This is a genomic window from Myxococcus sp. AS-1-15, assembly GCF_020037055.1.
In the GTDB taxonomy this organism is placed as follows: Bacteria; Myxococcota; Myxococcia; order Myxococcales; family Myxococcaceae; genus Myxococcus; species Myxococcus fulvus.
The window spans coordinates 231530-255102 of sequence record NZ_JAIQDF010000016.1 but is presented as its reverse complement, the minus strand read 5'-3'; the positions used below and the strand labels follow the sequence as shown (position 1 = coordinate 255102).

Sequence of the window (23573 nt, the reverse complement as noted above, 5' to 3'; positions counted from 1 at the left end):
TCCAGCCCTGGCGCATCCCATGAACATCCTCCCTGGGTGAGATAGGCTTCACCCGAAGTCATTCACACCGAGGGGGGTCGTCGTGTCCCAGAGCCATCGTGTCGCGAAGCTGCCCATCCGCATGCGGGGCTTCGTCCAGCCCGACACCCAGTCTCAGTTCGAGGGCTACGTCGAGGCGGGCACCTACTTCGTGCTGGAGGAGAAGCCGGGCAGCCCGACGCCGGACACCGACTTCGTGCGCCTGGAGGTCCCCACGCTGGGCGCGCTGGACACCTGGGTCTGCACGCGCTGGCGCACGCAGCACTACGTGAGCGTGACGAACCAGGCGCAGCCTCCGCCCGCCGTGCGGCTGCCCTTCGATGACGACCCGCTGGCCATCGCCGAGAGCCAGCTCGTCACGTTGCTCCAGGGCCTGAAGGACTTCCGCTACGACCTGGACCAGGCGTACTACCCCTGGGACCTCCCGGGCATCCGCGTGCCTCGCGCGCCGCCCCTGTTCAACAACTGCTGCACCTTCGTCGAGGCGCTCACGGTGAAGGCCTTCGCGGACGCCCACGGCGCGAACTTCGCGTGGGACTCGCGGCGCCACCGGCAGATGATGATTGCCTCCACGGAGGACTTCTTCTCCCCCGTCACCGCCGCCGTCGAGAGCGGCATGGCCATCCCCGCGCCCTCGGCCGATGCCCACCCGCATCCGTGGACGCTCATCCAGGGCTGGCGCAACCCGTGGCGCTCCGGCCACACCTTCCTCGTGGTGGACCACCACCCCGCCACCGACAAGGCCCTGGTGCTGGAGTCCAACAGCGCCAACGGCCTCGACGGCGTCGGCTACCGGGGCATCGGCAACCTGAGGGACATCGGCCTCGAGCCGCCCGAGGGCTGGTGGAACCTGCCGGACGTGTGGACGTGGCGGAAGCTCTGCTCCACGTATCTCTTCCGCCAGCAGGCCTGGCTCAAGGTCAAGGACCGCTCCTTGTCCAGGCTGTCCGCCACCTCGCCCTGAACGCGCGGCTCAGAAGCGCCGGCGCCGCAGCTCCAGCATCCAGGCCTCCAGCGCGTCCACGGCGTTGGAGGGCGGCGCCTCGGGCAGCACCGACGCCGCCAGCGCCGCGTCGAGCACCTCGAACGAGCGGGCCACCCGGACGCGCCACGCTTCGCTCAGCGCCTCCGGCAGCTCGCTCTTCTCCCCGCGCCGCTTCTGCTCCACCAGCTCGCGGGCCTCGGGGAAGCCGTGGGCGTCCAAGAGCTCGGTGACGTCCGTCTCCACGACCCCGGTGCGCAGCAGGTGCGTGCCCGTCAGCGTGGTGCGCAGCACGTAGAGCAGCTTCTTGGCGGAGCGAAAGCCGCTCTTCTCCCACTCACGCAGCTGGCCGTGGGCGAAGCCGTTGTAGTGACGGAACACCCGCCGCGACAGCACCTCGCGCGCCAGCGGCTGGAGCGACTCCAGGTCCGGAGAGGCCCGCAGGGTGATGGCGCCCAGGATGCGCTCCAGGTAGTTGCCATTGCCCTGCAACAGTCCCTGGAGGACGGATGCGAGCTCATTGGACGAGTAGTCCACCTCCACGCCATCCACCACCTCCAGGCGCTCGGCGTTGAGCTGCCGGGGGCTGAGCCCCAGGAGCATGGCGGTGGGCGCCACGTGGATGGACTTCAGGTCCAGGTCACTGTCGGGCGAGGGGAACCCGTAGGCATGCGCCCCCGTCAGCGACACCACCAGGTGCTCGCGTCGCGCGGACTCCTCGTCGAGCACGCGGTCCGCCACCGTCTTCTCGTGCTCCGTCAGCGTGCCCTTCATTCCGAATCCCTCCACTCCATCCGCGGGGCCTCGGGCGCCTCGCGTCCCCAGGGCCCCGGCGCCTTCGTCACCCAGCGCCGCGCCACCTCATCCCCCACCCGCCGCAGCAGCCGGTCCGCTCGCGCGTAGTCGGGCTGCTCCGGCAGACGGCTCTCCCGCCGCGCCGCCTCCAGCTCCGGTGCCATCGCCTCCGCGTCGCGCAGCACGTCCTCGAGCGGGACCTGCCCCGCCTTGATGTCCAACAGCCGAGCCTTCAGGGCACCCGTCGCCTCGAAGACGGGCTCGCCGTGGCGCAGCCAGCCCGTGGCCGTGGCGATCAACCGCAGCAGGTTGTACGCGTTCTTCGGTCGCAGCTCCCGCGCCGACGGAGGACGCTGTCCCCCTCCACGCGCGTAGGCGGTGAGCGCCGCGAAGTCGTTGGCGGCGAGCAGGCCCTGGTCCGACTGCGAGCGATAGAGCTGCTTGACGTAGGTCTTCGCCGCCAGCAGCGCGTCCTCGGGCGTGGGCGCGCCGCGCGGGGAGATGTCCGCCAGTCGCCGGGCCACTTCGTCCAGGTCCGGCGTGGGGTCCTCGCACAGCCACTCCAGCAGCAGGTCCCGGTGCTCGGCGAGCCGCTGGCTGCGCGTGAGCTTGTCGAGCTGGCTCATGGCGTAGCGACCGAAGCTGCCGAAGATGGACTGCGAGACGAAGGCCTCGCGCTCCGCGAGGAACCACTCGCCCAGCTCATCCAGCGCCCGGGCGCCCGGGACGAACAGCGTCTCCAGCGTGTTCGGGTCCGCGCGCAGGGCCTGCTCCACCGTCTTGCGCGCCTCCCAATAGGTCGTGCTGCCGTCGGCGCTCACCAGGTCCTGCGGCGCCTCCACCAGGCCGAAGCTCCACGAGAGCGGCAGGGCGAACACCCCTCGCACGTCCACGTCCGACTGCGCGTTCGCCAGTCCCCAGGCATGGCTGCCCACGCGCGTCTCCAGCACCACGCACGGCCCCAGCGCGTTCCAGGCGGCCTCGCGCCGCTGGGCGAACTGGACCTGTCCCGGACGCCGGGGCACCAGCTCGTCGCGCGCGAACCACACCTCGCCCACGCCGACGATCTGGATGTCGAGCCCGCCGTCCTTCGCCCGCACCACGCGCCCCACCACGCCCTGGGGGATGCGCCGCCCGCCGGAGGTCATCCGCTCCACGCGCGTCGTCACCTCGGTGCCATGCGGCAGCGGCACCGACAGCCGGTCCACCTCTTCCAGGCCTCGGATGCGCGCGGCGCCCGGGTGGGAGGAGTCCTTGGGAGAGTCACTCATCGTTCACCTCGAAGTGCGCGGCCGCGCGAGGGACGCCCGAGCCCCCGGAGGGCTGACCGGGACCTCAGCGGCGCGCCGTGGGCAGGGCGATGCTCTCACGAAGGCGCGACAGCAGTCCGCGCGTCGTGGACAGCTCCGCCCGGCACCGGTCCAGCCGCTCGCGCAGGGAGTCGACGTCATCGCCCGCGTCCGCGCTCAGCTCCAGCTCCCGACTCAGCGTCTCCAGGGCCGACGCGCCGAACCAGGCCGCGTTGGACTTGAGCGTGTGCGCCGCGCGGCTGAGGTCGTCGAGCAGCCCCTGCCCCAGCGCCGTGTACGCGTCGTCGAGCAGCGCGGGCATGCTCTGCAGCGCGGTGTCGATGAGCTCCGGGAGGATGTTCCCCGCCTGCGAGCCCAGCTCCCGCCACAGCCGGGCCAGCGCCGCGGGCTGCAGGCCGGGGATGCGCGCGGCCTCGGGCACCAGGTCGTCGGAGAGCCCCTGCTCCGCGATGACGACGCGCTCCGGCCGCGTGCGGGTGCCGCCGACGGGCCGAGGCGTCTGGCAGCGCACCAGCGCGGCGGTGAGCGCCTCCACGCGGATGGGCTTGGACAGGAAGTCGTCCATCCCCGCCTCGAAGCACTGCTCCCGGTCGGAGTCCATCGCGTTGGCCGTCATCGCGATGACCCACGGCTGCACCGTGGGCGGCAGCTCCTTGCGGATGCGCCGCGTGGCCTCCAGGCCGTCCATCTCCGGCATCTGCAGGTCCATGAAGACCACGTCGAAGCGCTGGCGCAGGGACCACTCCAGCGCCTCGCGCCCGTTGGACGCCGCCTGCACCTGATAGCCGAGCCGGTCCAGCATCAGGCTGGCCAGCCGCTGGTTGGTGAGGTTGTCCTCCACCAGCAGGATGCGCAAGGGGACGCGGTCTCCGGGCCTGTCACGCGGCGCGGGAGCCCCTGTCGGCGCGGGCTCCACGCGCACCCGGGGCACGTCCTTGGAGAAGCAGGACATCAGCGTGTCGTGGAGCTGCGAGGCCTTCATCGGGCGCGACAGCACCCCGGAGAACAGGCCCGGCGGAGGCGCGGCGCGGCGTCCCGGTGAGGTCAGCAGGAACAGCGGCAGCGCCCGCAGGTCGTCGCGCTCGCGGATCCGCGCCGCCAGCGAGGGACCGTCCAGTCCCGGCATCTGGTGGTCGATGAGCGCCAGGTCGAACCCGGAGCCGCCCGACTGGAGCTTGGAGAGCGCCTCCATGCCGGAGCCCGCCTCCACCGGCTCGGCGCCCCACGCCTGGAGCTGTCGTCCCAGGAGCCGGCGGTTGATGGCGTTGTCGTCGACGATGAGCACGCGCCGGCCGCGCAGCAGCGGCTCGTCCGAGCGCAGGTAGCCCGCCGTCGTCTGCGGCGCGGCCTGCACGGTGAGCGCGAAGAAGAACGTGGTGCCTCGGCCGGGCACGCCCTCGCTCTCCACCCAGATGCGCCCGCCCATCGCCTCCACCAGCCGCTTGGAGATGGCGAGCCCCAGGCCCGTGCCGCCGAAGCGCCGCGCCACCGACACGTCGAGCTGGTTGAACGGCTGGAACAGGCCCTGGCGCTTCTCCTCGGGGATGCCCGGCCCCGTGTCCTGCACGGAGAAGGTGAGCTCCCACGGCGCGTCGGTCGCCTCGGCGCGGCGGACCCCGTCCACGGAGACGACGGCGCCGCCCGACTCGGTGAACTTCAGCGCGTTGCCCACCAGGTTGAGCAGCACCTGGCGCAGGCGTGAGGCGTCCCCCATCACCACCTGGGGCACGTCGGGCGAGATGTCCGCGCCCAGGTCCAAGCCCTTCTCGCTGGCGCGCACCGCGAGCAGGTCCAGCACCGACTCCACGCACTGACGCAGGTCGAACGGGTGGCGGTCCGTCTCGAAGCGGCCGGCTTCGATCTTGGAGAAGTCCAGCACGTCGTTGAGCAGCGTGAGCAGCGCCTCGCTGCTCTGGCGGATGGTGGAGATGAACTCGCGCTGCTCGCCCGTCAGGTGCGTGTCCAGCATCAGCCCCGTCATGCCGATGATGGCGTTCATCGGCGTGCGGATTTCGTGGCTCATCGTCGCCAGGAACAGGCTCTTGGCCTGGTTGGCGGACTCGGCCGCCTGGCGCGCGCGCTGGAGGTCGGTGATGTCGTGGTAGATGGCGATGAAGCCCAGCTGCCGGCCGCCCACCGACACCGGCAGCGCCAACAGCTCCACGTCCACCATCGTGTGGTCCTTGCGCAGCCGCCGCGTGACGGAGTGCACGCGCCCGCGCTGGGTGACGTCGCGCTGGGCCTTCTTCGCCTCGGGCAGGACGCTGTCCTCGGTGGCCACCAGGTCGAAGATGTGTTTGCCCAGCGCCTCCTGCGGCGTGTACCCGAAGAGCCGCTCGGCGGCGGGGTTCCACGACAGGACGATGAACTGGCGGGTGATGGTGACGATGGCGACGGGGCTGTTGCGCACCACCGCCTCGAAGAACTCCTTCTGCTGACGGATGGAGGCCTCGACCTCCAGGCTGCCGCGCATGTCCTGGAGCTGGAGCACCCAGCCCAGCGCGTTTCCGGCCGCGTCGAACTGGGCCAGCGTCTGCACGCGCAGGTAGTACGCGGGCCCGGCACCGCCCGGCCGCTGTCCGGCCAGCTCCGTCTCGTGCGGCGTGTCCGGCGAGCCGCGCGTGTCCGGCGGACGCCACCCCGACAACAGGCGCGTCACCGCCATGCCCACCAGCTCACCGCGCGGGCCGAAGATGCGCTCGGCGGCGCGGTTGACCTGCTGGATGAGCTGGGCAGCGTCGAGCACGAGCACCGCGTCGCGCGCGTGCTCGAAGACGGTGGTATGGGCTCTGGACGCCAGGTCGGACACCACTCCCCCTACCCTCCCGAGTGTAGGTCAGCTCCGCCCCCGCTCCTATTTTCGAGACCACGCGAGCAGGCCAGGGCCCAGGGGCCCGCCCACGACGGGCACGGGCCCCTGCCCAGCGTGCTGGTGGCGCGCGCTTTCAGCGGCTGCGCCACCACGCCTTGAACTCCATCCAGGAGATCCTCCCCGTGCGGTCCGCGTCGACGATGTCGAGGGCGATCTCCAGCTCCTCGTCCGTGACGTCCTGCCCGAGCGCCTCCAGCAGCCGCGCGAACTCGGCGCGCTCGATGGCACCGGTGCGGTTGCGGTCGTAGCGCTGGAAGATGTCGAGCAGTTCGTTGCCGGAGCTGGTGAGTTCGTCCACCGCCGCGTGCTCGGGCGCCAGCGGGAGGATGCCGGCGGAGGACGTCTCCACCTGCTCCACGGAGGCGAGGCTGGGGGCGGGGCGCTCGTCCGGGACGGCGGGGAGCGGCGTCTCGGGCACGTCCCGCGAGACGACCAGGCGCGGTGACAGGGGCGCCGTGGCGGGCGCGGACTTCCTGCCTCCACGGGAGGGCTTCCGGGTCGAGCCCTTCTTCGCGGCGCGCTTCTTCGTGACGGCCTTCTTCGCGGTGCTCTTGCGAGCCGCGCTCGTCTTCGCGGTGGCCTTCCGGGCCGTGGGCTTCTTCGTCGCGGCCTTCTTCGTCGTGGAGGCGCGCCGGGATGACTTCTTCGCAGCACTCGACTTGCGCTTCTTCGTCGCCATGGGTGAGCCCCTCCTGGGCGGCGCGCATCGTAGCGCTCTCCTGGTGCGGGTCGGCAGCCCCTGGGTGCAGGTCCCCGGCCGGCGTCTCCCCGGCGGAGCCCACCGGCGGCCCCTCCGCTCGCCCGCACACCGAGTGTCGACTCGTCGGTGCCAGGCCCCTGTCCGGCCCCACGGCCCGGCGCTCGCCTGGACGTCTGGAGGGCGGTGGTCCGGCATCCGGACTTTTCTCCAGGGATTCCAAGGTCTTGGTCAACTTTGACCCAGCCGGGCTGGAGCGCATCGATGGCCTGGAACCCTGGCGGACAAACTGTTAGCAGGCCGGGCGTTGGTTCACCTGATTGCTCCTGGCGTCATGCTGGTAGCAAGAGGGCCCCGCGAGATGTTCACATGCCGCCGCGCGCTGCGAGCAGGGCCGCCCCGCGCGCATTGGAATGCCCCCGCCCGCCCCCCATTGGACTTCCGCCTCTGAATGAATGACTCGCTAGAGACCCTCCTCGCCGATGGAATCATCGAGGCCGTTCTCGGCCAACTGAAGACGGGCAAGGAGGCGGAGGTGTGGCTCGTCCAGCACGCCGGGCAGGTGGTGGCGGCCAAGCTGTACAAGGAGCGCCACGAGCGTAACTTCCGCAACAACGTGGGCTACCGGGAGGGGCGTGAGGTGCGCAATTCGCGCACGCGTCGCGCCATGGAGAAGGGCAGCAAGTTCGGGCAGGCCGCCGCGGAGGAGGCCTGGAAGAGCGCGGAGTCGGACTCGCTCTACAAGCTGCACGCGCAGGGCGTCCGGGTGCCCACGCCGGTGTTGTTCTACGAGGGCATCCTCCTGATGGAGGTGGTCATCGACGCGCAGGGACATCCGGCCCCGCGCCTGGTCGAGGCGCCGCCGACCACGCCCGAGGAAGCGCTGGCGATGTACGTGGACCTGCGCGCGCAGGTCATCAGCATGCTGTGCGCGGACCTCATCCACGGAGACCTGTCGCCGTACAACATCCTGATGGGGTACGCGGGGCCGGTCATCATCGACTTCCCGCAGACCATCGCCGCGGCGCGCAACAACCGCGCGGAGTTCTACTTCCGCCGCGACCTGGACAACGTGCGCGAGTTCCTCGCGACGTACGCGCCCGCGCTGTACGGCATGGCGGGGGACACCGGCGAAATCTGGAGCGCCTATGTGCGGCGCGAGCTCACGCCGGACTTCGTGCCCTCGGGAGGCTTCCGTGAGGGGGCTCGCCGTGGGGGCCAGGGCAAGGGCCGTCCGGACGCGCGCTTCGGGGGCGGCCATCCGCGACTGGAGCAGCGCGCGCCGCAGGTCGAGGTCGCGCCCGCTCCGCCCAAGCCGGCGATGACGCCCGAGGAGGCCGCCGAGGCGGAGCTGCTCGAGCTGGAGGCGCTGGTGCTGAGGCAGGGGGGTGGCGAGCGAGGCAAGCCGCCCGCCGCTCCGGCGCAGCGAGGAGGCCGCAGGGGTCCGGGGCGAGGACCGCCGCGCTCGGGCAACAACCGTCCGAACCCGCCCGCGTCGCAGCAGGCGCGTCCGGCGGGTGGTGGTGGTGCTCGGCCGCCGCAGGCGAATGGCGCGCGGCCGCCGCAGGGAGAGCAGCGCAATGGAGGTCCTCGAGGCTTCCAGGGCGGCGCGTACAACGGCAACGGCGAGGCAGCGCGCAACGGTGACTCGCGCAACGGCGCGCATCGGCCGCAGGGCGGCGCGGGAGAGTCGCGTGGTGGTGGACCTCGCGGCTTCCAGGGCGACTCAGGTCAAGGCGCTGGAGACTCGCGCGGGGCTCCTCGTGGCTTCCAGGGCGAGCGCCGCAACGGCAATGGGGCGCAAGGCGCTGGGGATTCGCGCGGTGAGCCTCGTGGGTTCCAGGGCGAGCGCCGTAACGGTGATGCCGCGCAGGGCTCGGGCGACTCGCGTGGCGGTCCTCGCGGCTTCCAGGGCGAGCGCCGTAACGGCAATGCGGCGCAAAGCGCTGGAGATTCGCGTGGTGGTCCTCGCGGCTTCTCGGGCGAGGCTCGCGGCGCGGGCGATTCACGCGGCGGTGGTCCTCGCGGCTTCCAGGGCGAGCGCCGTAACGGTGATGCCGAGCAGGGCCCGGGCGATTCACGTGGGGGCCCTCGCGGCTTCGAGGACGGAGCGGCGCAAGGTGCTGGCGACTCGCGTGGCGGTCCTCGCGGCTTCCAGGGCGAGCGTCGCGACGCGGCGGCACCGGGCTCCGGTGATTCACGTGGCCGTGGCCCTCGCGGTGCCCAGGGTGAGCGTCGCAATGGAGGCCCCAGGGACTTCCAGGGTGAAGCTCGCAACGGCCAGGACGCGCACGCGTCCGTCGCCCCTGCGTTCGAGGGCGGGGACACGCGTGGCGCGGAGGCTTCACGCAACGGTGGCCCGCGGGGTCCCGGCGACTTCCGCAATGGAAACCGCCGCGGCGACCCGTCCGAGCCCCGCAACGGCCACGCCAACTCACGGCCCCCGATGAACGGACGCGGCAACCGCGACGAGCGTCAGCCCCTGGTCGAGCACCGGGGACAGGGCAACGAGGTCCAGGCAGGCGCGAGCAACACCTTCGCCGGCAATGACGCGCGGCCTCCCCGTGGCGAGCGTCGCGGAGGTCCCAATCGGCCCTCGCAGCCCGCCGTGGAGACCCGTCCGCCGACCGGCCCGGGGGGCAACACGCTGCGCGAGGCGCGCCAGCAGCGCCCCAACTCGAACCGGGGCAACGCCCCTCGCGGTCCCCGAGGCGGTCCCCAGGTGAGCTACGTCGCGCGCAACAACAACCCGTCCGACTCGGGCCCCACCGAGACCGGCTCCTGAGGCCCCAGGGCCCGGTGGACGCCAGTCGTCACCGGGCCCTTCCCCACTTCGACACGGCGTCACGTCATCCCACGCGGATGACGACCTTGCCGAAGTGGGCCCCGCTCTTCAGGTGATGGAACGCCGCCACCGCCTCGTCGAAGGGGAACACGCGGTCCACCACCGGGCGGACGGAGTGCTGCGAGAACGCACGCAGCAGCGCCTCGAAGCTCTGCCGATGTCCGACGAGGATGCCCTGCACCCGCAGGTTCTGCATCAGGATGGACGTCAACGGCACCGCCCCCGCGACCCCGCTCAGCACGCCGATGACGGACACCGTGCCGCCGGGCCGCACCGCGCGCAGCGACTTCTCGAACGTCCCCGCCCCACCCACCTCCACGACGTGGTCCACGCCCGCGTTGCCCGTGAGCGCACGCGCCGCCTTGTCCCAGTCCGGCGTCGTCACGTAGTTGATGCCGTCGTGCGCCCCCAGTCCTCGCGCGCGCTCCAGCTTGTCGTCGCGGCTCGAGGTGATGAGGACGCGCGCCCCCATCATCCGCGCAATCTGCAGCGCGAAGATGGAGACGCCCCCCGTCCCCTGGAGCAACACCACGTCCCCCGCCTTGAGCGCGCCATGCGTCACCAGCGCGCTCCACGCCGTGAGGGCCGCGCAGGGCAGCGTCGCGGCCTCCTCGTCGGTGAGGTAGTCGGGCGTGGGCACCACCCCGTCCTCGCGCAGCACCATCGTGTCCGCGAGCGCGCCATCCAGCGGCCCACCCAGCGTGGACTGCTGCGCCAGGCGCGTCGGCTCACCAGCGGCCCACGCCTGCGCGAAGAGCCCGATGACCCGCTCTCCGACCTTCACCCGCGTGACACCCGGCCCCACCGCGTCCACCACTCCCGCGCCATCCGAGTTGGGGACCAGCGGCAGCTTCTGCCGCGGGTTGTAGCGCCCCTCCACCATCATCAGGTCGCGGTAGTTCAGGCTCGTCGCCTTCACCCGCACGCGCACCTGGAACGGGCCCGGCGTGGGGTCCGGCCGCTCGCACGACACCAGCTTCTCCAACCCGAATCCGTCCCGAATCTCGTAGGCCTTCATGGGTCCGGTTCTACCGCTCCCGCACGCCCCGGGGGAGGTGCGTCCGCGAGTCCCATGCGAATACACTCCACGTTCAACAGTGCACGCGCTCCTCCTCCTCACCTGCTCGCTCCTCGCCTCCGCGCCGAGTGCCCGCTTCCCACAGGGAACCGCGCGCATGGAGGTGGGCCCGGCGCCACACGGGCTGCCGGACTGGAGCCTCCAGCGCTGCGCCGAGTGTCACGCGCCCGAGGTCGACGCCTGGAGGAACAGCGGCCATGCCTCGGCGCGCACGGATGACGTCTTCCAGGTCGCCATCACCGAGGACCGTCCGGGCTGGTGCGTCCAGTGTCACGCGCCCCTCGCGCGGAACCTGGAGCGCGGGGCGCTGCCCGCGAACAGTCCCCCCGAGGAGCACGGCGTCACCTGCGCGGCCTGTCACGCGCGCATCGACAAGGCCCAGGCCGCCCCGGGCATGCCCTGCGCGGGCTGCCACCAGTTCGGCTTCCCCGTCCTGAACATCGATGGCCAGCGCGTGCGCCTCTCCAAGACGCAGTGGCAACAGGACACCGTGGGCGAGTGGACCGACTGGCGCAAGGCCACCGGAGACACGCGCCACTGCACCGACTGCCACATGCCCCGGGGTGACCACGGCCTCGGCGGAACCCGGCGCACCGAGGCGCTCAAGGCGGCGCTCGTCGTGGAGCCGCGCGATGGCGGGCTCGTGCTGTCCACGCGCGAGGTGGGCCATGGTTTCCCCTCCGGCGACGTCATGCGCTGGGTGAGCGTGGAGGTCGCCGACAATCCGCTCTTCGAGTCCGCCACCACCGTGGCCACGCTGGGCCGCCGCCTGGAGGTCCGCCAGTGGGCCCCGGAGCCGCTGGCCCACCTGGGCGCCATCGAGGACACCCGCCTCGTCCCGGGCCGCCCCCTGAGCGTCCGGCTCCCGTCCACGGCCCGCTACGCGCGCGTCGTCTACCACCTGGTGTCCCGCGAGCAGGAAGACTCGGGACTCTACCCCGCGGGCCTCTCACGGCTCGTCCTGTGGGCCGCACCCCTTCCGCCACCCCGCCACACCCTGGAGCGCAAGCCATGATCCTCCTGTCGCTCATCCTCGCCGCAGCCCCCCCCGTCCTGCTCGAGCCCGACGCGGGCGGCGCGCACCGGCTGCATCCGCGCCGCGTGACGGCGTCCACGTTCCTGGAGAACGGCTGGAACAAGCACGCGCAGAACTACCTGCCGCTCTACGTCGCGGACGACGACCCGGCCACCGCGTGGGTGGAGGGCGCGAAGGGGCGCGGCGAGGGAGAGGCCCTGGAGTGGTGGGGACCGTCCCTCACGCGCGCCAAGGTGTTCCGCGTCTTCGTGCGCAACGGCTACCAGAAGTCCGAGAAGCTCTACCGCGCCAACGCACGTCCCCGGAAGGTGAAGCTGGAGCCGCTGGTCCAGGGCGAGACGGGCCCGCAGACGACGGGCGCGCCGGTGGAGGCGGAGCTGCGCGACGTGCTCGGCTGGCAGGAGGTCCGCGTGCCCGTGCCGGAGCGCGTGGGCGGCGTGCGGCTCACGCTCGTGTCCACCTATCCGGGCGCGACGTATGACGACACGTGCCTGAGTGACTTGCGCGTGTACGTGGAGGGCGAGGACCCGTACAAGGCCGAGGCGGAGACGGCGGCCTTCGAGCAGGTGCGCGGCTACGCGTACGAGCGGAAGATGGCCGCCGCGCGCAACGACACGAAGGCGAAGGTGGAGTGGGCGCCGCGCTACAAGGTGGAGACGCTCTTCGAGAAGGACTTCACGGAGAAGGAGATGCTCTCGCGCCCCGGTGGGGTGATGAGCGTCGCCGCCTCCGACTTCCTGGCCACCGTGCCGGAGAAGCCCGCGTACAAGGCCGCGCTCGCTCGCGCCCGGCAGATGGCCGCGGAGTTCGACCGCGTCGACCTGAACCGCGCGGGCACCGACTCCGAGGCCCGTGGAACGTGGACCCGCGTGAAGCCCGCGCAGCTGCGCCCCCAGAAGGCCGCGGCGAGCGCGGCGCTGTCCGCGATGGAGGACCCGGGCCTGGTGCGCGTGGCCGGGCTGCTCCACCTGGCGGACACCACCTTCTTCGAGGCCGACACCACCCAGGCGCAGATGAAGGCGCGAATCCAGAAGGCGCTCGCCCAGGAGGGCCGCGAGCTCGTCGCGTGCGAGAAGCGGTGCGAGAAGGAGCGCCGCGAGGCCCCCGCCGAATCGGACTTCACCTGCGAGGAGGAGTGCTCGGGCGTCTTCTCGGAGCTGTCGGGCTCCAAGAGCGAGCTGCTGGAGCACCGGGCCTCGGGCGGCGAGTTCCTCCAGGGGCCGCTCGACAAGCCCACCGCGTTCCTGCGCGGCACCTCCGAGGCCTCCGGCAATCGCGAGGTGTGGCTCACCTTCCGCCAGACGCTCATCACCTACAAGGACCAGCGGGCCGACTCGGTGGTCGTCTACGGCAACATGCAGGGCTCGGACGACCCGGTCTTCTTCTACGTGCTCGAGTGGAGCGAGAAGGCGGGCAAGTCGCGCCTGGAGAGCATCACCGCCATCGTGGTGAACGCCCAGGCCGCGCGCGTGCTGCGCTACCGCCCCGCCTCCAGCGCCTGAGCGGACAGTCGCGCCACCGCCTGCCGGGGCGTGAGGATGAGGAAGGGCATCCCGTGCCGGTCCGCCATGGACAGCACGCGCTTGTCCTTGCTCACCAGCCACGACGCCCCGGCCCGCGCGGCCAGGACGAGGAACTTCTGGTCGTCGCGGTCCTTGCATCGGGGGAGCTCCAGCGCCGGGTTCCCCTCCCCCGCCGGCAGTACCCGCGCGTGCTCGCGATAGCGCGCGAGCGCCGTGCTCCGCGTGTCCTGGGCCCGGCCCGGCAGGAAGTGGCGCGAGGCGAGCACATAGCCCAGCTCCGCCAGCGTCGCGTCCTCGGCCCAGGCCACCAGGCGTCCGTCCCGCAGGGCCTGGTGCAGCTCACGCAGGGCCGGGTCCTCGAACACGTAGAGGTCCAGGACGACATTGGTGTCGAGCACCACGGGCAGCACGGGGGCAACGGGAGTCATTCGGGTTTCCTGCGGGCACGGTATGCTGCCCCCGCATCGCATGAGGGGGTCGGATGGAGCTACAACTTCTGAAGTGTCCGGGCTGCGGCGCGAACCTACCGCCCCCCGCCTCGGCGAACGGCATCCTCACCTGCGCCTACTGCGGCGCGATGGTGTCCGCCAAGGGCGTGGCCGTCTGGCCCAAGCCCGCGCGTCCCGCGGATGACCCGCCCTTCGCTCCGGACCGGCCTCGCGTCACCGTGGCGGGCACGCGCTACGTGCTGCTCGGCCGCCTGGGCCAGGGGGACAGCTGCGACGTGTTCCTCGCGCGGCGCGACGCGCGCATCACGGAGATGGTGGTGCTGAAGGTCGCCCGCGCGCTGTCGGATGGAGACCTGGTCGCGCGGGAGTACGAAATCCTCGAGGAGCTCCAGGGCTCCAGCGCCCAGGGCGCCGAGCACTTCACGCGGCTGCTCCCCCAGCCCGTGGCGCGGGGCAAGGTGAAGGACCCGGTGGGCACCGCGCGCCCGGCGGCCGTGTATCGCTGGATGAGCGGCTTCCAGCACTCGCTGACGGAGCTGCGTCAGGTGTCTCCGGAGGGCATCGACCCGCGCGCGGCGGTGTGGATGTGGAAGCGCGCGCTGGAGGTGCTCGGCTTCGTGCACCGCGCGGGCTACGTCCACGGCGCGGTGCTGCCGCCCCACCTGCTCGTGCACCCCAGGGACCATGGCGTGATGCTGGTGGGCTGGGCCAATGCCACGCGGTACCACTCGACCCTGGCCCTGCCTTCCGCCAGCGTGGCCCACCCGGACTTCTACCCGGAGGCGCTGCTGGACGGCGCGACGCCCTCGCCCGCCACGGACCTGGCCATGCTCGCGCGCTGCCTCGCCTGGGTGCTCGGTGGGACGGCGGCGACGGGCCTGGCGCCATCGAAGGTGCCGGCGCCACTCATCGCGCTGCTGCGCGACCAGGCCCGGCTCCAGGGCGGAGCGCGGGTCGATGCGTGGAGCGTGAAGGAAGAGGTGTCACGGGCGGCGCTCGAGGCCTTCGGACCTCCGCGCTTCGTTCCCTTCACCCTGCCCGGGTGGCGTTGAGCGCGGCGGAACGCCGTGGCGTGGAAGGAGAGTCGAGCGATGGGTTACGGGAGCTACAGCAGCCAGGCGCACGAGGCGCTCATCCAGACCCGGGGGACCTTGTCCCGGCAGGTCCTCTTCCGGCAGGAGCGCTGCCATCCGTTGATGGACCCGCGCGGGGTGGACTGGCGCGAGAGTCGGGACAGCGAGGAGCATCCCCTCTCGCTGGGCATCGTCTTCGCGCTCGATGTCACGGGCTCCATGGGCGACATCCCGGAGCTGCTGGCGCGGCGCGGGCTGCCCAGCTTCATGCGGGCGCTCCTGGACGTGGGCGTGACGGACTCACAGGTGCTCTTCATGGCGGTGGGCGACGCGAACAGCGACCGCGCCCCGCTGCAGGTGGGCCAGTTCGAGTCCAACGAGCGACAGATGGACCAGTGGCTCACCTCGTCCTTCCTGGAAGGCGGCGGAGGCACGCCGGGCCACGAGTCGTATGAGCTGGCGATGTACTTCGCCGCGCGCCACACGGACCTGGACTGCTTCCGCAAGCGCAACCGCCGGGGCTACTTCTTCATGACGGGTGACGAGCGGCCCTACCCGTTCGTCTCGCACACGCAGGTGGCTTCGCTCATGGGGGACGGGCTGGAGAAGGACCTGCCCGTGCAGCAGGTGGTGGACGGGCTCCAGCGCGCCTTCGAGCCCTTCTTCCTCATCCCCGGTCTGGCCCGCCGCCGCAACTGCGAGCGGTACTGGCGGGAGCTGCTCGGGGACCGCGTCATCTGTCTGGAGGAGCCCGGAGACTGCGTGGACGTGACCTCCAGTCTCGTCGGCCTGTGCGAGGGCGCCATCGCCGACATCGACGCGCTGGCCCGCCACCTGGAGCGCGAGGGCAGGGATCGCTCCCGACGCGGCGCCGTCATCCGCGCGCTCACGCCCTTCGCGGCCACGCTGGGACGCGACGGCACGCCTCAGCCGCGGCTGGAGGATGAGCACCTGCCCGTCGACGACGCCAGCTCCGGCCACCGGCGCATCGTCCCTCGCGACGGGCGATGAGCGCCTCGCGCGCGGCCCACATCGTCGTCGACCTGGGCTTCGGCGACGCGGGCAAGGGCACCCTCACGGACTGGCTGACGCGTCGGCATGACGCGCGGCTCGTGGTGCGCTTCAACGGCGGCGCGCAGGCGGGGCACAACGTCGTCACCGAGGACGGCCGACACCACACCTTCTCCCAGTTCGGCGCGGGCACCTTCGTGCCTGGCGTGTGGACGCACCTGGCGCACTCCACCGTCTTCCATCCGCTGGCCCTGCGCGTGGAGGCCCGCTACCTCGCCGAGCGCGGTGTGCCGGAGGCCCTGTCGCGCGTGACGGTGAGCGAGCGGGCCCGCGTCATCACGCCGTTCCATCAAGCGGCGGGGCGGCTGCGGGAGCTGGCTCGGGGCGATGCGCGACATGGCACCTGCGGCGTGGGCGTGGGCGAGACGGTGCGCGATGCGCTCGCGCACCCCGAGGACACCGTGCTCGCGGGCGACCTGAGGGACGCGAGCGGACTCGTGCGCAAGGCCCGCGCGGCGCAGGAGCGCTTGCGAGGGGCGCTGGAGGAAGTGCTGCGCCTCACCGAGGGACTCTCCGACGCCGCGCCGGAGCGGGCCCTGTTGGAGGACTCCGGCGTGAGTGCCCGCTGGGCGGAGGCCGTGCGGAGCATCGAGCCTCTTCAGCGCGTCGTCGACGACGCATGGCTCGGGGCCCGGCTTCGCGCGGGCACCACGCTCTTCGAGGGCGCGCAGGGCGTGCTGCTGGACGAGTGGCGCGGCTTCCATCCCCACACCACCTGGAGCACGTGCACCTTCGAGCCCGCGCTGGCCCTGCTGCGCGAGCATGGCTTCGATGGCGAGGTGCACCGGCTGGGCGTGCTGCGCGCGTATGCCACGCGCCACGGAGAGGGCCCGTTCCCCACCGAGGACGCGAGCCTCGCGCCCTCTCTCCCCGAGCCGCACAATGGCGCCGACGGCTGGCAGGGCGGCTTTCGCGTGGGCGCCTTCGACGCGGTGCTCGGCCGCTATGCGCTCGCGGTCTGCGGTGGGGTGGATGCGCTCGCGGTGACGCACCTGGACCGGCTGACCTCGCGCTGGCCGGTGTGCGACGCATATCGCGCCGCGCCCGGGCAGGTCGGCTCCGGCGAGGACTCGACCCTGGTGCGTGAAGCGCCGGGTTCCGAGCGCATCACCGCGCTGCGTCCCAGTGACTCCGAGCGGGACCTCGACTGGCAGGCGCGCCTGACGCGGGCCCTGGCGCGCTGCGTGCCCGAGCGGAGGACCCTGGAGCTGGGTGGGGCCCCGGAGGCTCGCGTCGAGCGCTTCCTCGGCTGGGTGGAAGCCGCCCTGGGCGCGCGCGTCACCGTGGCGTCCCGGGGGCCGACGGCCGGGGACAAGCAGCCCCGAGGCTGACGCCACCCATGCCTCCGCGTTAGCGTCGCGGTGTCTCGAACGAGGGGGTCAAGCCAACATGGGGTACGGGTCCTACAGTCACGAAGCGCACAGGGCGATGACGGAGGCTCGCAGCGAGCTGCCGCCGCAAGAGGTGTTCAAGCAGCGCGCGTGTCATCCCAGGATGGACCCGTTCGGGGTGAAGTTCCGCGAGAGCCGGGACAGCGCGGCCCACCCGAACTCGCTCGCCGTCGTCATGTCGCTCGACGTGACGGGCTCCATGGGCAACATCCCCGAAATCCTGGCGCGCAAGACGTTCCCCTCGTTCATGAAGGACCTGATGGACGCGGGCATCGCGGACCCGCAGGTGCTCTTCATGGCCGTGGGTGACGCGGACTACGACAGGGCCCCGCTCCAGGTCGGCCAGTTCGAGTCCTCCGAGCAGCAGATGGACCAGTGGCTCACGTGGATGTTCCTGGAGCGCGGTGGCGGCGCGAACCCCTCCGAGTCCTACGAGCTGGGCATGTACTTCGCCGCCGAGCACACCGCGATGGACTGCTTCGAGAAGCGCGGCAAGAAGGGATACTTCTTCATGACGGGCGACGAGCCGCCCTCCGAGGAGGTGGCGGCGCGCCACGTGACGAAGCTCATCGGCGACTCGATGAAGGACAACCAGCCCATCTACCAGACGGTGAAGCGGCTGGAGCGGACGTTCCATCCGTTCTTCCTCATCCCGGACCAGCGCCGCCGAGGCTCTTGCGAGGAGATCTGGCGCATCGTCCTGGAGGACCGGGTCATCTGCATGGACGACGCCGCGGACACCTGCGACGTGGCCGCCGCGCTGGTGGCCCTCACCGAGCGCGCCGTGCCGCACCTGGACGCGCTGGGCAGGCGGCTCAGGGACGCCGGCAAGCCCGCCGAGCGGGTGAAGAGCGTCCTGCGGGCCGTGGAGCCCTGGGCCCAGAAGCTGCGCGACACGCCATAGGACAGTGCCGGCGTCAGGCCCTTTCCCACGGGGCCCGACGCCGTGATACCCCCAGGCCGTGAGTGATTCCTTCGAACGGCTCGGGTTGTCTCCGGACACGCTCGGCGCGCTGCGCCGGGTGCGCTTCACCCAGCCCACCCCCATCCAGGTCCAGGCCATCCCTCCCGCGCTCGCGGGCAAGGACGTCATCGGCTGCGCGGCCACGGGCACCGGCAAGACGGCCGCCTATGTGCTTCCCCTCGTCGAGCGCTTCGCGGGCCGGAAGGGCACGCTGGGGCTGGTGCTCGCCCCCACGCGGGAGCTGGTGCGGCAGATTGCCGAGCCGCTGGGCGTCTTCGCCGAGGCGCGCGGCCTGACGCACACCGTGGTCATCGGCGGCGAGGACATGTCCGCGCAGGTGGAGGCGCTGAAGGCCCATCCCACCTTCGTGCTCGCCACGCCGGGCCGGCTGGTGGACCTGCTAGAGACGGGCTCGGTGAGCCTGTACCGGATGGAGGGGCTGGTGCTCGACGAGGCGGACCGGATGCTCGACATGGGCTTCCTGCCCCAGTTGGAGCGCATCCTCGCCGCGCTGCCTCGCAAGCGGCAGACGCTGTTGTTCTCCGCGACGCTCGGCCCCGACGTGGGCAGGTTCGCGCGGGAGCGGCTGCACAAGCCGGTGCGCGTGGAGGTGACCCGCAGCGGGACTCCCGCCGAGCGGGCCGAGCAGCGGCTCTACATCGTGAAGCCGGAGGAGAAGTCGGCGCTGCTGCTCACGTTGCTCGCGGAGAGCGACTCGACGGCGCTCGTCTTCGCCAAGTCGAAGGAGCGCGCGGACAAGGTGCTGCGGCTGCTCCAGCGCGAGGGCCACAAGAGCGCGGTGCTGCACGCGGACCGGACGCAGAACCAGCGGCGCCAGGCGCTCGAGGGCTTCCGCGAGGGGACCTACCGGTGCCTGGTGGCGACGGACATCGCCGCGCGCGGCCTGGACGTGGAGGACGTGGGACAGGTCATCAACTACGACCTGCCGCACTCGCCCGAGGACTACGTGCACCGCATCGGCCGCACGGCGCGCGCGCAGGCCAGCGGCGTCGCGTCCACCTTCGCCACGTCGCGGGACAAGCACGTGGTGGCGGAGATCGAACGCATCATGCGCGGACAGATTCCCCGCGTCCCCGTGCCGCGCGAGGACCCCGTGTTCCAGGAGGCGTGGACGCGCTTCCTCGCGTCCCAGAAGGACCCCGGTCCTCCGCAGAAGGACTCGGGAGCGTCCCCCGGCAAGGAGCAGGGTCGCCACGCCCGGACCCACGGCAAGCGCAGGCCCCGCTGAGCGGCACCACCGCTCGAGCGTGCCCCCATCCGCCGCTCCGCCGCAGGAGGCCCTCGGAGCCCCCGGGCGCGCCTGCGTGGCGCTCGCCCTGCCGCGCACGCGCGGCTTCGACGGCGCACGGCCTTCAGGGCGTGGCGGTCTGCTCCCGCGCCAGCTCCGCGCGGAAGAACGCGCTGCCCTCGGCCAGGGTGCGCATGTAGCCGCGCACGTCCTCGCGCGCCTCGGGCGACAGCTTGAAGAACGGCGTCACGTGCTCGTCGGGCACGTAGCGGAACGTCAGGTTGATGCGGCGCGTGCGGAAGTCCGGCAGCTTCGGCGCCAGGTCATGCCCCGCGCGCGTGTCCACCCGCTGCACCCGATGGAACGTCTCCTCCTTCCACCGCGTCCCGCCGAACAGCTCCAGCGCCCCGTCGTCCAGCCACTGCTCCAGCACCACCGCGTCCCGCTCACCGGGCCGAGAGGACGTCACGAACTGGATGAGCGCCCGCTCGCCGAAGGACAGCGACGCCACCGGGCCGGGCTCGAAGTCCTTGTGCTCGCCCACCCGCGCCGTGTCCACCCAGCGGTCCTCCTCCAGCCGGTTGCCGTAGAAGTTCACCAGACACGTGTTGAGGTGCCAGCCCTTGGGCATGTCCGGCCCCCGGAACATGCGCCGCGCCAGCTCCTCGATCTTGGTCACCTGCCGCTGGAGCACCTCCGGGAACGGCTCCGCCTTCACGCACCGGTTCCAGACGCCCTTGGGCGGCCGGTAGTAGTCCAGGCACGCGAACTGCCAGTTGCCCAGCCAGTACACCGGTCGGAGCAGGCGCCGCTGCTGCTGCCCCGGCGGCGGCGGGAAGTGCTTCGAGAAGCGCTCCTCCCACAGCGGGTGCAGCCCTCCCAGCCAGGTCAGGATGGCCTCCTTGTCCAGGGCGGACAGGAAGCTCGCGTTGTAGTGGTGGCCGGGTGTGCGCTGGCGGGCCTTGTGCGCCAGCGAGGGGCCTCGACGGGGGGGGAGGGCCATGGGCGACCCCGTGGTACCACACCGGCCGCGTCCGGAGGGGCCCTTGCGCAATCCGCCCACCCCCGGTGTTGGTAGGGAGGCCGGATCGCGAAACCACCATGTCCGAAGACCGTCTCCACACGCTGTACCGCACCTACGGGCCCTCCCTGTACGCCCGCTGTCGCCAGATCCTGGGCGATGACGCCGCCGCGGCCGATGCGGCGCAGGAGACCTTCCTCCGGCTGCACCGCCAGCTGGACCGCGCCCCGGATGCCCAGCACGCCCTCGCGTGGATCTACCGCGTGGCCACCAACTACTGCCTCAACCAGGCCCGGGACAGGCGCCGCCGCGCGGTGCCCGTGGAGGAGCTGCCCGACGTGCCCGGCGTCGACAGCGAGCGCCTGCTGGAAGACCGGGACCTCGCCCGCCGCCTCATCACCACCGCGCCCCCCAAGGTGGCCGAGGTCGCCTGGCTCCACCTCGCCGACGGGATGACGCAGGAAGAGGTGGCCCAGCTCCTCGGAATCTCCCGTCGCACCGTCGTCAACCGGCTCGCAGACTTCCACCGGCACGCCCACGCGCTCGCCGGGAGGCCCCCCTCATGAACGCCCCCCCTCACGTCTCCAGCCTCAAGCTGGAGGCCCTCGCGATGGACGCGCTTCCCCCTCCGGAGCGCGCCACCACGCAGGCCCACCTGGACACCTGTCTCACCTGTCGCGCCCGCTCCGAGGAGCTCGCCTCCCACCGCCGGCACTTCACCGCCCACGTGCTCCCCCGCGCCCAGCTCCCCTCCCCGCGCGGGATGCCCCGGAGCGACTGGCGCTGGTGGGCTCCCGCGCTCGCGCTGGCCTCGGCGGTGGTGCTGCTGTTCGCGCTGGTCGCGGTGCCCTCGCCCCAGGAGCCCGAGCTCGCGGTGAAGGGCGGCGCGATGCTCCAGCTCTTCGCCCACCGGGGCGAGCGGACGTGGAAGGTGGAGGAAGGCGAGGCCCTGGCCCCAGGGGACCAGGTGCGCTTCGTCGTGGAGGGGCTGGGCCTGCCCTACGTGCTGGTGGTGTCGGTGGATGGCGCCGGACAGGTGAACACCTACTACCCCTTCGGTGGACATGAGAGCGTGCAGTTGCCGTCGCGGGGGTTGCCGGTGGAGATTCCGGGGAGCGTGGTGCTCGACAACGCCCCGGGACCCGAGCGACTGTTCGCGCTGTTCTCCCGCCAGCCCTTGTCGTTCGAGTCGGTCGCGCCGGCGCTGCGCGAGCTCTCCACCGGAGGCGCGGAAGTCATCCGGGACCGCAGGCGGTTGCCGGTCGCCGCGGGAGCACAAGCCACCTTCCTCTTCGAGAAGACCCAGCCGTGATGACCTCTCTGCGCTGCCTCGTCGTCGCCGCGGTGCTGTGCGCGTCCCTGCCCGTCGAGGCGGGGACCCGACGCATCGCCGTGTTGGTGGGCCACAACGTGGGCAGCGGGGAGCGGCCGCCCCTGCGCTACGCGGAGGCCGACGCCACGAAGCTCGCGGGCGTGCTGTCGGAGCTGGGGGACGTGGCGCCCTCGGACCTCATCATCCTGAAGGGTCAGGGGCTGGCGCCGGTGCGGTACGCGCTGGACGAGGCGGCTCGCAAGGTCGAGGCCCTGCGCCGTCAGCCGGACACGCGCGTGGTGCTGTTGTTCTATTTCTCCGGACACTCGGACGGCGTGGCGCTGGAGCTGGGCACGGAGCGGCTGCTGTACTCGGAGCTGCGGCGCTGGCTGGACGCGACGCGCGCGGACGTGCGGCTGGCCATCGTCGACAGCTGCCGCAGCGGCGCCCTGCTGCGCTTCAAGGGAGGCCGCCCGGGTCCCTCGTTCGAGCTGCGGCTGACGGATGAGGTGCACAGCACCGGGCACGCGCTGCTGACGTCCAGCGCGGAGGACGAGCTGGCGCTGGAGTCGCGGGAGGTGGGCGGCTCGCTCTTCACGCACCATCTGGTGTCGGGGCTGCGCGGCGCGGCGGACGCGTCCGGAGACGGGCTGGTGACGTTGGCGGAGGCGTATCAATACGCGTATGCGCACACCGTCTCGTCCACCGCGGACGTGCTGACGGGCGCGCAGCATCCGGCGTACGACTACCGGCTGACGGGCAAGGGGGAGCTGGTGCTCACGCAGCTTCCGAGCCCGGGCACGGCGTTGGAGCTGCCGTCGGACTTCGAGCGCGCGCTGCTGTTGAAGCCGGGGCGAGGACAGGTGCTCGCGGAGCTGGGGCCGGGCGCGGTGCCTCGGCTCGCCGTGCCTCCGGGCGAGTACGAGCTGCGAGCGTGGCGAGCGGGACGACAGCACGTGGGCGCGGTGAACGCCGCGGCCGGACAGGTCAGCAAGGTGCGCTGGGACGACCTGAAGCTGGCGCCGCCATCGCCCACCCTCGCCGGCCTCAAGGGGAGCCATCCGGTGCCCATCTCGCGCAAGGTGGTCATCGCGTCACCGGAGGAGTGGCAGTGGCTGGAGCCGACGCCGGAGGAGACACAGGCCCCACCCGAGGAGGCACCGCCACCGGAGCCGGACCCGACCCAGGAGCCGAGGCCCTGGGGCTCGGTGGAGCAACGTGTCGCCGCCGCCGCGCTGACCGAGAATCAGAACGCCCCCGAGCCCCTCGTGGCCCGCTCTCCCGAGCCGGTCACCGAGGGGCGCACGCTTGATTCGGCCCGCGCGTCTGCGCCGCTGGAGATCTCGCCGTATGTGCCCGCGACGCCCGGGGACCGGGAGCTGACGTTGACGGCGGGGATGCGCCACACGGTGGTGGACCCCGCGGGCGCGCTGCTGGCGTTCCGCGCGGAGCTGTCCAAGGCGCTGCAGGGACTGACGTTCGCGCTGGAGGTGGGCCAGGGGCCGCACGAGGAGAACCGTGAGTTCACCACGGGCCTGACGGTGGGCTATGCGCTCAAGAAGCGCTACCGCTACACGGAGCTGGCGCTGGGCGTCGAGGCGGGGTTGCAGGTGGTGGTGCAGACGGGGGACGGAGACTCGGGCTGGACGATGGGCCCGTCGGCCGCGCCCGTCGCGTCGTTCGCGCTGTACGTGGTGCCGCAGATGGCCGTGACGGTGGGCGGGCGCCTGCCGGTGGTCGTCGTCCGGCTGGATGAGCGGACCCAGTGGAAGCTCATCCCCGCCGCGGACGTGGGACTGCGGATTCCGTTCTAGCGGAGACTGTCGGTCGCGAGTTGGCGACTCGAGCAGGGCTCACGTGGGGCCA

General features: G+C 72.0%; 19 protein-coding genes. 12 read left to right on the top strand and 7 right to left on the bottom strand.

The features are described 5' to 3' along the window. Window positions 1-82: 82 nt before the first annotated feature. Window positions 83-1003, top strand: a complete 921-nt coding sequence (locus K8625_RS34780) for a hypothetical protein (RefSeq protein ID WP_223785109.1) — start codon at window positions 83-85, stop codon at window positions 1001-1003. A gap of 9 nt (window positions 1004-1012) precedes the next feature. On the opposite strand, the gene K8625_RS34775 is transcribed toward K8625_RS34780, so the two are convergent. The 4 genes from K8625_RS34775 to K8625_RS34760 all read right to left on the bottom strand — a co-directional run bounded on the left by K8625_RS34775 (window position 1013) and on the right by K8625_RS34760 (window position 6677). Beyond that, window positions 1013-1795 (bottom strand): DNA polymerase beta superfamily protein, encoded by a 783-nt coding sequence (locus K8625_RS34775; RefSeq protein ID WP_223785108.1) that lies wholly within the window; start codon window positions 1793-1795, stop codon window positions 1013-1015. Continuing rightward, window positions 1792-3087, bottom strand: coding sequence for a DNA polymerase beta superfamily protein (locus K8625_RS34770; RefSeq protein WP_223785107.1), 1296 nt, complete (start codon window positions 3085-3087; stop codon window positions 1792-1794). The genes K8625_RS34775 and K8625_RS34770 overlap by 4 nt, the downstream gene beginning before the upstream one ends. A 64-nt stretch (window positions 3088-3151) precedes the next feature. Continuing rightward, window positions 3152-5935, bottom strand: a complete 2784-nt coding sequence (locus K8625_RS34765) for a response regulator (protein ID WP_370640432.1) — start codon at window positions 5933-5935, stop codon at window positions 3152-3154. Window positions 5936-6071: 136 nt separating this feature from the next. Beyond that, window positions 6072-6677, bottom strand: a complete 606-nt coding sequence (locus K8625_RS34760) for an EF-hand domain-containing protein (RefSeq protein ID WP_223785106.1) — start codon at window positions 6675-6677, stop codon at window positions 6072-6074. A 469-nt stretch (window positions 6678-7146) separates the two neighbouring features. Between K8625_RS34760 and K8625_RS34755 the strand changes: the two genes are divergently transcribed. After that, window positions 7147-9480, top strand: coding sequence for an RIO1 family regulatory kinase/ATPase (locus tag K8625_RS34755; RefSeq protein ID WP_223785105.1), 2334 nt, complete (start codon window positions 7147-7149; stop codon window positions 9478-9480). A 64-nt stretch (window positions 9481-9544) separates the two neighbouring features. Here the strand turns inward: K8625_RS34755 and K8625_RS34750 are convergent, their stop codons facing one another. Then, window positions 9545-10558 carry an NAD(P)-dependent alcohol dehydrogenase gene (locus K8625_RS34750; protein ID WP_223751289.1) on the bottom strand — a complete coding sequence of 338 codons (1014 nt, stop codon included), beginning with the start codon at window positions 10556-10558 and terminating at the stop codon, window positions 9545-9547. A 157-nt stretch (window positions 10559-10715) separates the two neighbouring features. Between K8625_RS34750 and K8625_RS44310 the strand changes: the two genes are divergently transcribed. Beyond that, window positions 10716-11633, top strand: coding sequence for a multiheme c-type cytochrome (locus tag K8625_RS44310; RefSeq protein WP_305070931.1), 918 nt, complete (start codon window positions 10716-10718; stop codon window positions 11631-11633). Then, a complete protein-coding gene (locus K8625_RS34740) occupies window positions 11630-13156 on the top strand; it encodes a hypothetical protein (protein WP_223785104.1) in 1527 nt (508 codons plus the stop codon). The genes K8625_RS44310 and K8625_RS34740 overlap by 4 nt, the downstream gene beginning before the upstream one ends. Here the strand turns inward: K8625_RS34740 and K8625_RS34735 are convergent. Continuing rightward, a complete protein-coding gene (locus K8625_RS34735) occupies window positions 13132-13605 on the bottom strand; it encodes a putative toxin-antitoxin system toxin component, PIN family (protein ID WP_223751286.1) in 474 nt (157 codons plus the stop codon). The genes K8625_RS34740 and K8625_RS34735 overlap by 25 nt on opposite strands. A 53-nt stretch (window positions 13606-13658) precedes the next feature. Here K8625_RS34735 and K8625_RS34730 point away from each other — a divergent pair, with 53 nt between their 5' ends. From K8625_RS34730 to K8625_RS34710, 5 genes are all read left to right on the top strand, one after another. Beyond that, entirely contained in the window at window positions 13659-14678 is a 1020-nt protein-coding gene (locus K8625_RS34730; RefSeq protein ID WP_223751285.1) for a hypothetical protein, read from the top strand. A gap of 39 nt (window positions 14679-14717) precedes the next feature. Further along, a complete protein-coding gene (locus K8625_RS34725; protein ID WP_223785103.1) occupies window positions 14718-15710 on the top strand; it encodes a VWA domain-containing protein in 993 nt (330 codons plus the stop codon). Further along, window positions 15707-17101: an adenylosuccinate synthetase gene (locus K8625_RS34720; RefSeq protein WP_223785102.1), complete on the top strand. Its 1395-nt coding sequence runs from the start codon at window positions 15707-15709 to the stop codon at window positions 17099-17101. The genes K8625_RS34725 and K8625_RS34720 overlap by 4 nt, the downstream gene beginning before the upstream one ends. 97 nt (window positions 17102-17198) lie before the next feature. Then, entirely contained in the window at window positions 17199-18065 is an 867-nt protein-coding gene (locus K8625_RS34715) for a VWA domain-containing protein (protein ID WP_223751282.1), read from the top strand. Window positions 18066-18123: 58 nt separating this feature from the next. Next, window positions 18124-19374 (top strand): DEAD/DEAH box helicase, encoded by a 1251-nt coding sequence (locus tag K8625_RS34710; RefSeq protein WP_223785101.1) that lies wholly within the window; start codon window positions 18124-18126, stop codon window positions 19372-19374. 124 nt (window positions 19375-19498) lie between these two features. Here K8625_RS34710 and K8625_RS34705 read toward each other — a convergent pair whose 3' ends face one another. Continuing rightward, entirely contained in the window at window positions 19499-20377 is an 879-nt protein-coding gene (locus tag K8625_RS34705; RefSeq protein WP_223751280.1) for an alpha-ketoglutarate-dependent dioxygenase AlkB, read from the bottom strand. Window positions 20378-20475: 98 nt separating this feature from the next. Between K8625_RS34705 and K8625_RS34700 the strand changes: the two genes are divergently transcribed. Genes K8625_RS34700 through K8625_RS34690 form a run of 3 tightly spaced genes read left to right on the top strand, consistent with a single transcriptional unit; the run spans window position 20476 to window position 23521 of the window. Then, window positions 20476-20961: an RNA polymerase sigma factor gene (locus K8625_RS34700; protein WP_141328153.1), complete on the top strand. Its 486-nt coding sequence runs from the start codon at window positions 20476-20478 to the stop codon at window positions 20959-20961. Further along, complete coding sequence (locus K8625_RS34695) at window positions 20958-21707, top strand: DUF4384 domain-containing protein (RefSeq protein ID WP_223785100.1); 750 nt, start codon at window positions 20958-20960, stop codon at window positions 21705-21707. The genes K8625_RS34700 and K8625_RS34695 overlap by 4 nt, the downstream gene beginning before the upstream one ends. Further along, on the top strand, window positions 21707-23521 hold the full coding sequence (locus K8625_RS34690) for a caspase family protein (protein WP_223785120.1): 1815 nt from the start codon (window positions 21707-21709) through the stop codon (window positions 23519-23521). Before K8625_RS34695 ends, K8625_RS34690 begins: the two co-directional genes overlap by 1 nt. The last annotated feature ends 52 nt before the right edge of the window (window positions 23522-23573 follow it).

What these genes read in the sequence shown, in the direction of transcription:
- K8625_RS34775 (WP_223785108.1), bottom strand. Translation starts at nt 1,795, where the DNA reads ATGAAGGGCACGCTGACGGAGCACGAGAAGACGGTGGCGGACCGCGTG.
- K8625_RS34770 (WP_223785107.1), bottom strand. Translation starts at nt 3,087, where the DNA reads ATGAGTGACTCTCCCAAGGACTCCTCCCACCCGGGCGCCGCGCGCATC.
- K8625_RS34760 (WP_223785106.1), bottom strand. Translation starts at nt 6,677, where the DNA reads ATGGCGACGAAGAAGCGCAAGTCGAGTGCTGCGAAGAAGTCATCCCGG.
- K8625_RS34755 (WP_223785105.1), top strand. Translation starts at nt 7,147, where the DNA reads ATGAATGACTCGCTAGAGACCCTCCTCGCCGATGGAATCATCGAGGCC.
- K8625_RS34750 (WP_223751289.1), bottom strand. Translation starts at nt 10,558, where the DNA reads ATGAAGGCCTACGAGATTCGGGACGGATTCGGGTTGGAGAAGCTGGTG.
- K8625_RS44310 (WP_305070931.1), top strand. Translation starts at nt 10,716, where the DNA reads ATGGAGGTGGGCCCGGCGCCACACGGGCTGCCGGACTGGAGCCTCCAG.
- K8625_RS34740 (WP_223785104.1), top strand. Translation starts at nt 11,630, where the DNA reads ATGATCCTCCTGTCGCTCATCCTCGCCGCAGCCCCCCCCGTCCTGCTC.
- K8625_RS34735 (WP_223751286.1), bottom strand. Translation starts at nt 13,605, where the DNA reads ATGACTCCCGTTGCCCCCGTGCTGCCCGTGGTGCTCGACACCAATGTC.
- K8625_RS34730 (WP_223751285.1), top strand. Translation starts at nt 13,659, where the DNA reads ATGGAGCTACAACTTCTGAAGTGTCCGGGCTGCGGCGCGAACCTACCG.
- K8625_RS34725 (WP_223785103.1), top strand. Translation starts at nt 14,718, where the DNA reads ATGGGTTACGGGAGCTACAGCAGCCAGGCGCACGAGGCGCTCATCCAG.
- K8625_RS34720 (WP_223785102.1), top strand. Translation starts at nt 15,707, where the DNA reads ATGAGCGCCTCGCGCGCGGCCCACATCGTCGTCGACCTGGGCTTCGGC.
- K8625_RS34715 (WP_223751282.1), top strand. Translation starts at nt 17,199, where the DNA reads ATGACGGAGGCTCGCAGCGAGCTGCCGCCGCAAGAGGTGTTCAAGCAG.
- K8625_RS34705 (WP_223751280.1), bottom strand. Translation starts at nt 20,377, where the DNA reads ATGGCCCTCCCCCCCCGTCGAGGCCCCTCGCTGGCGCACAAGGCCCGC.
- K8625_RS34700 (WP_141328153.1), top strand. Translation starts at nt 20,476, where the DNA reads ATGTCCGAAGACCGTCTCCACACGCTGTACCGCACCTACGGGCCCTCC.
- K8625_RS34695 (WP_223785100.1), top strand. Translation starts at nt 20,958, where the DNA reads ATGAACGCCCCCCCTCACGTCTCCAGCCTCAAGCTGGAGGCCCTCGCG.
- K8625_RS34690 (WP_223785120.1), top strand. Translation starts at nt 21,707, where the DNA reads ATGACCTCTCTGCGCTGCCTCGTCGTCGCCGCGGTGCTGTGCGCGTCC.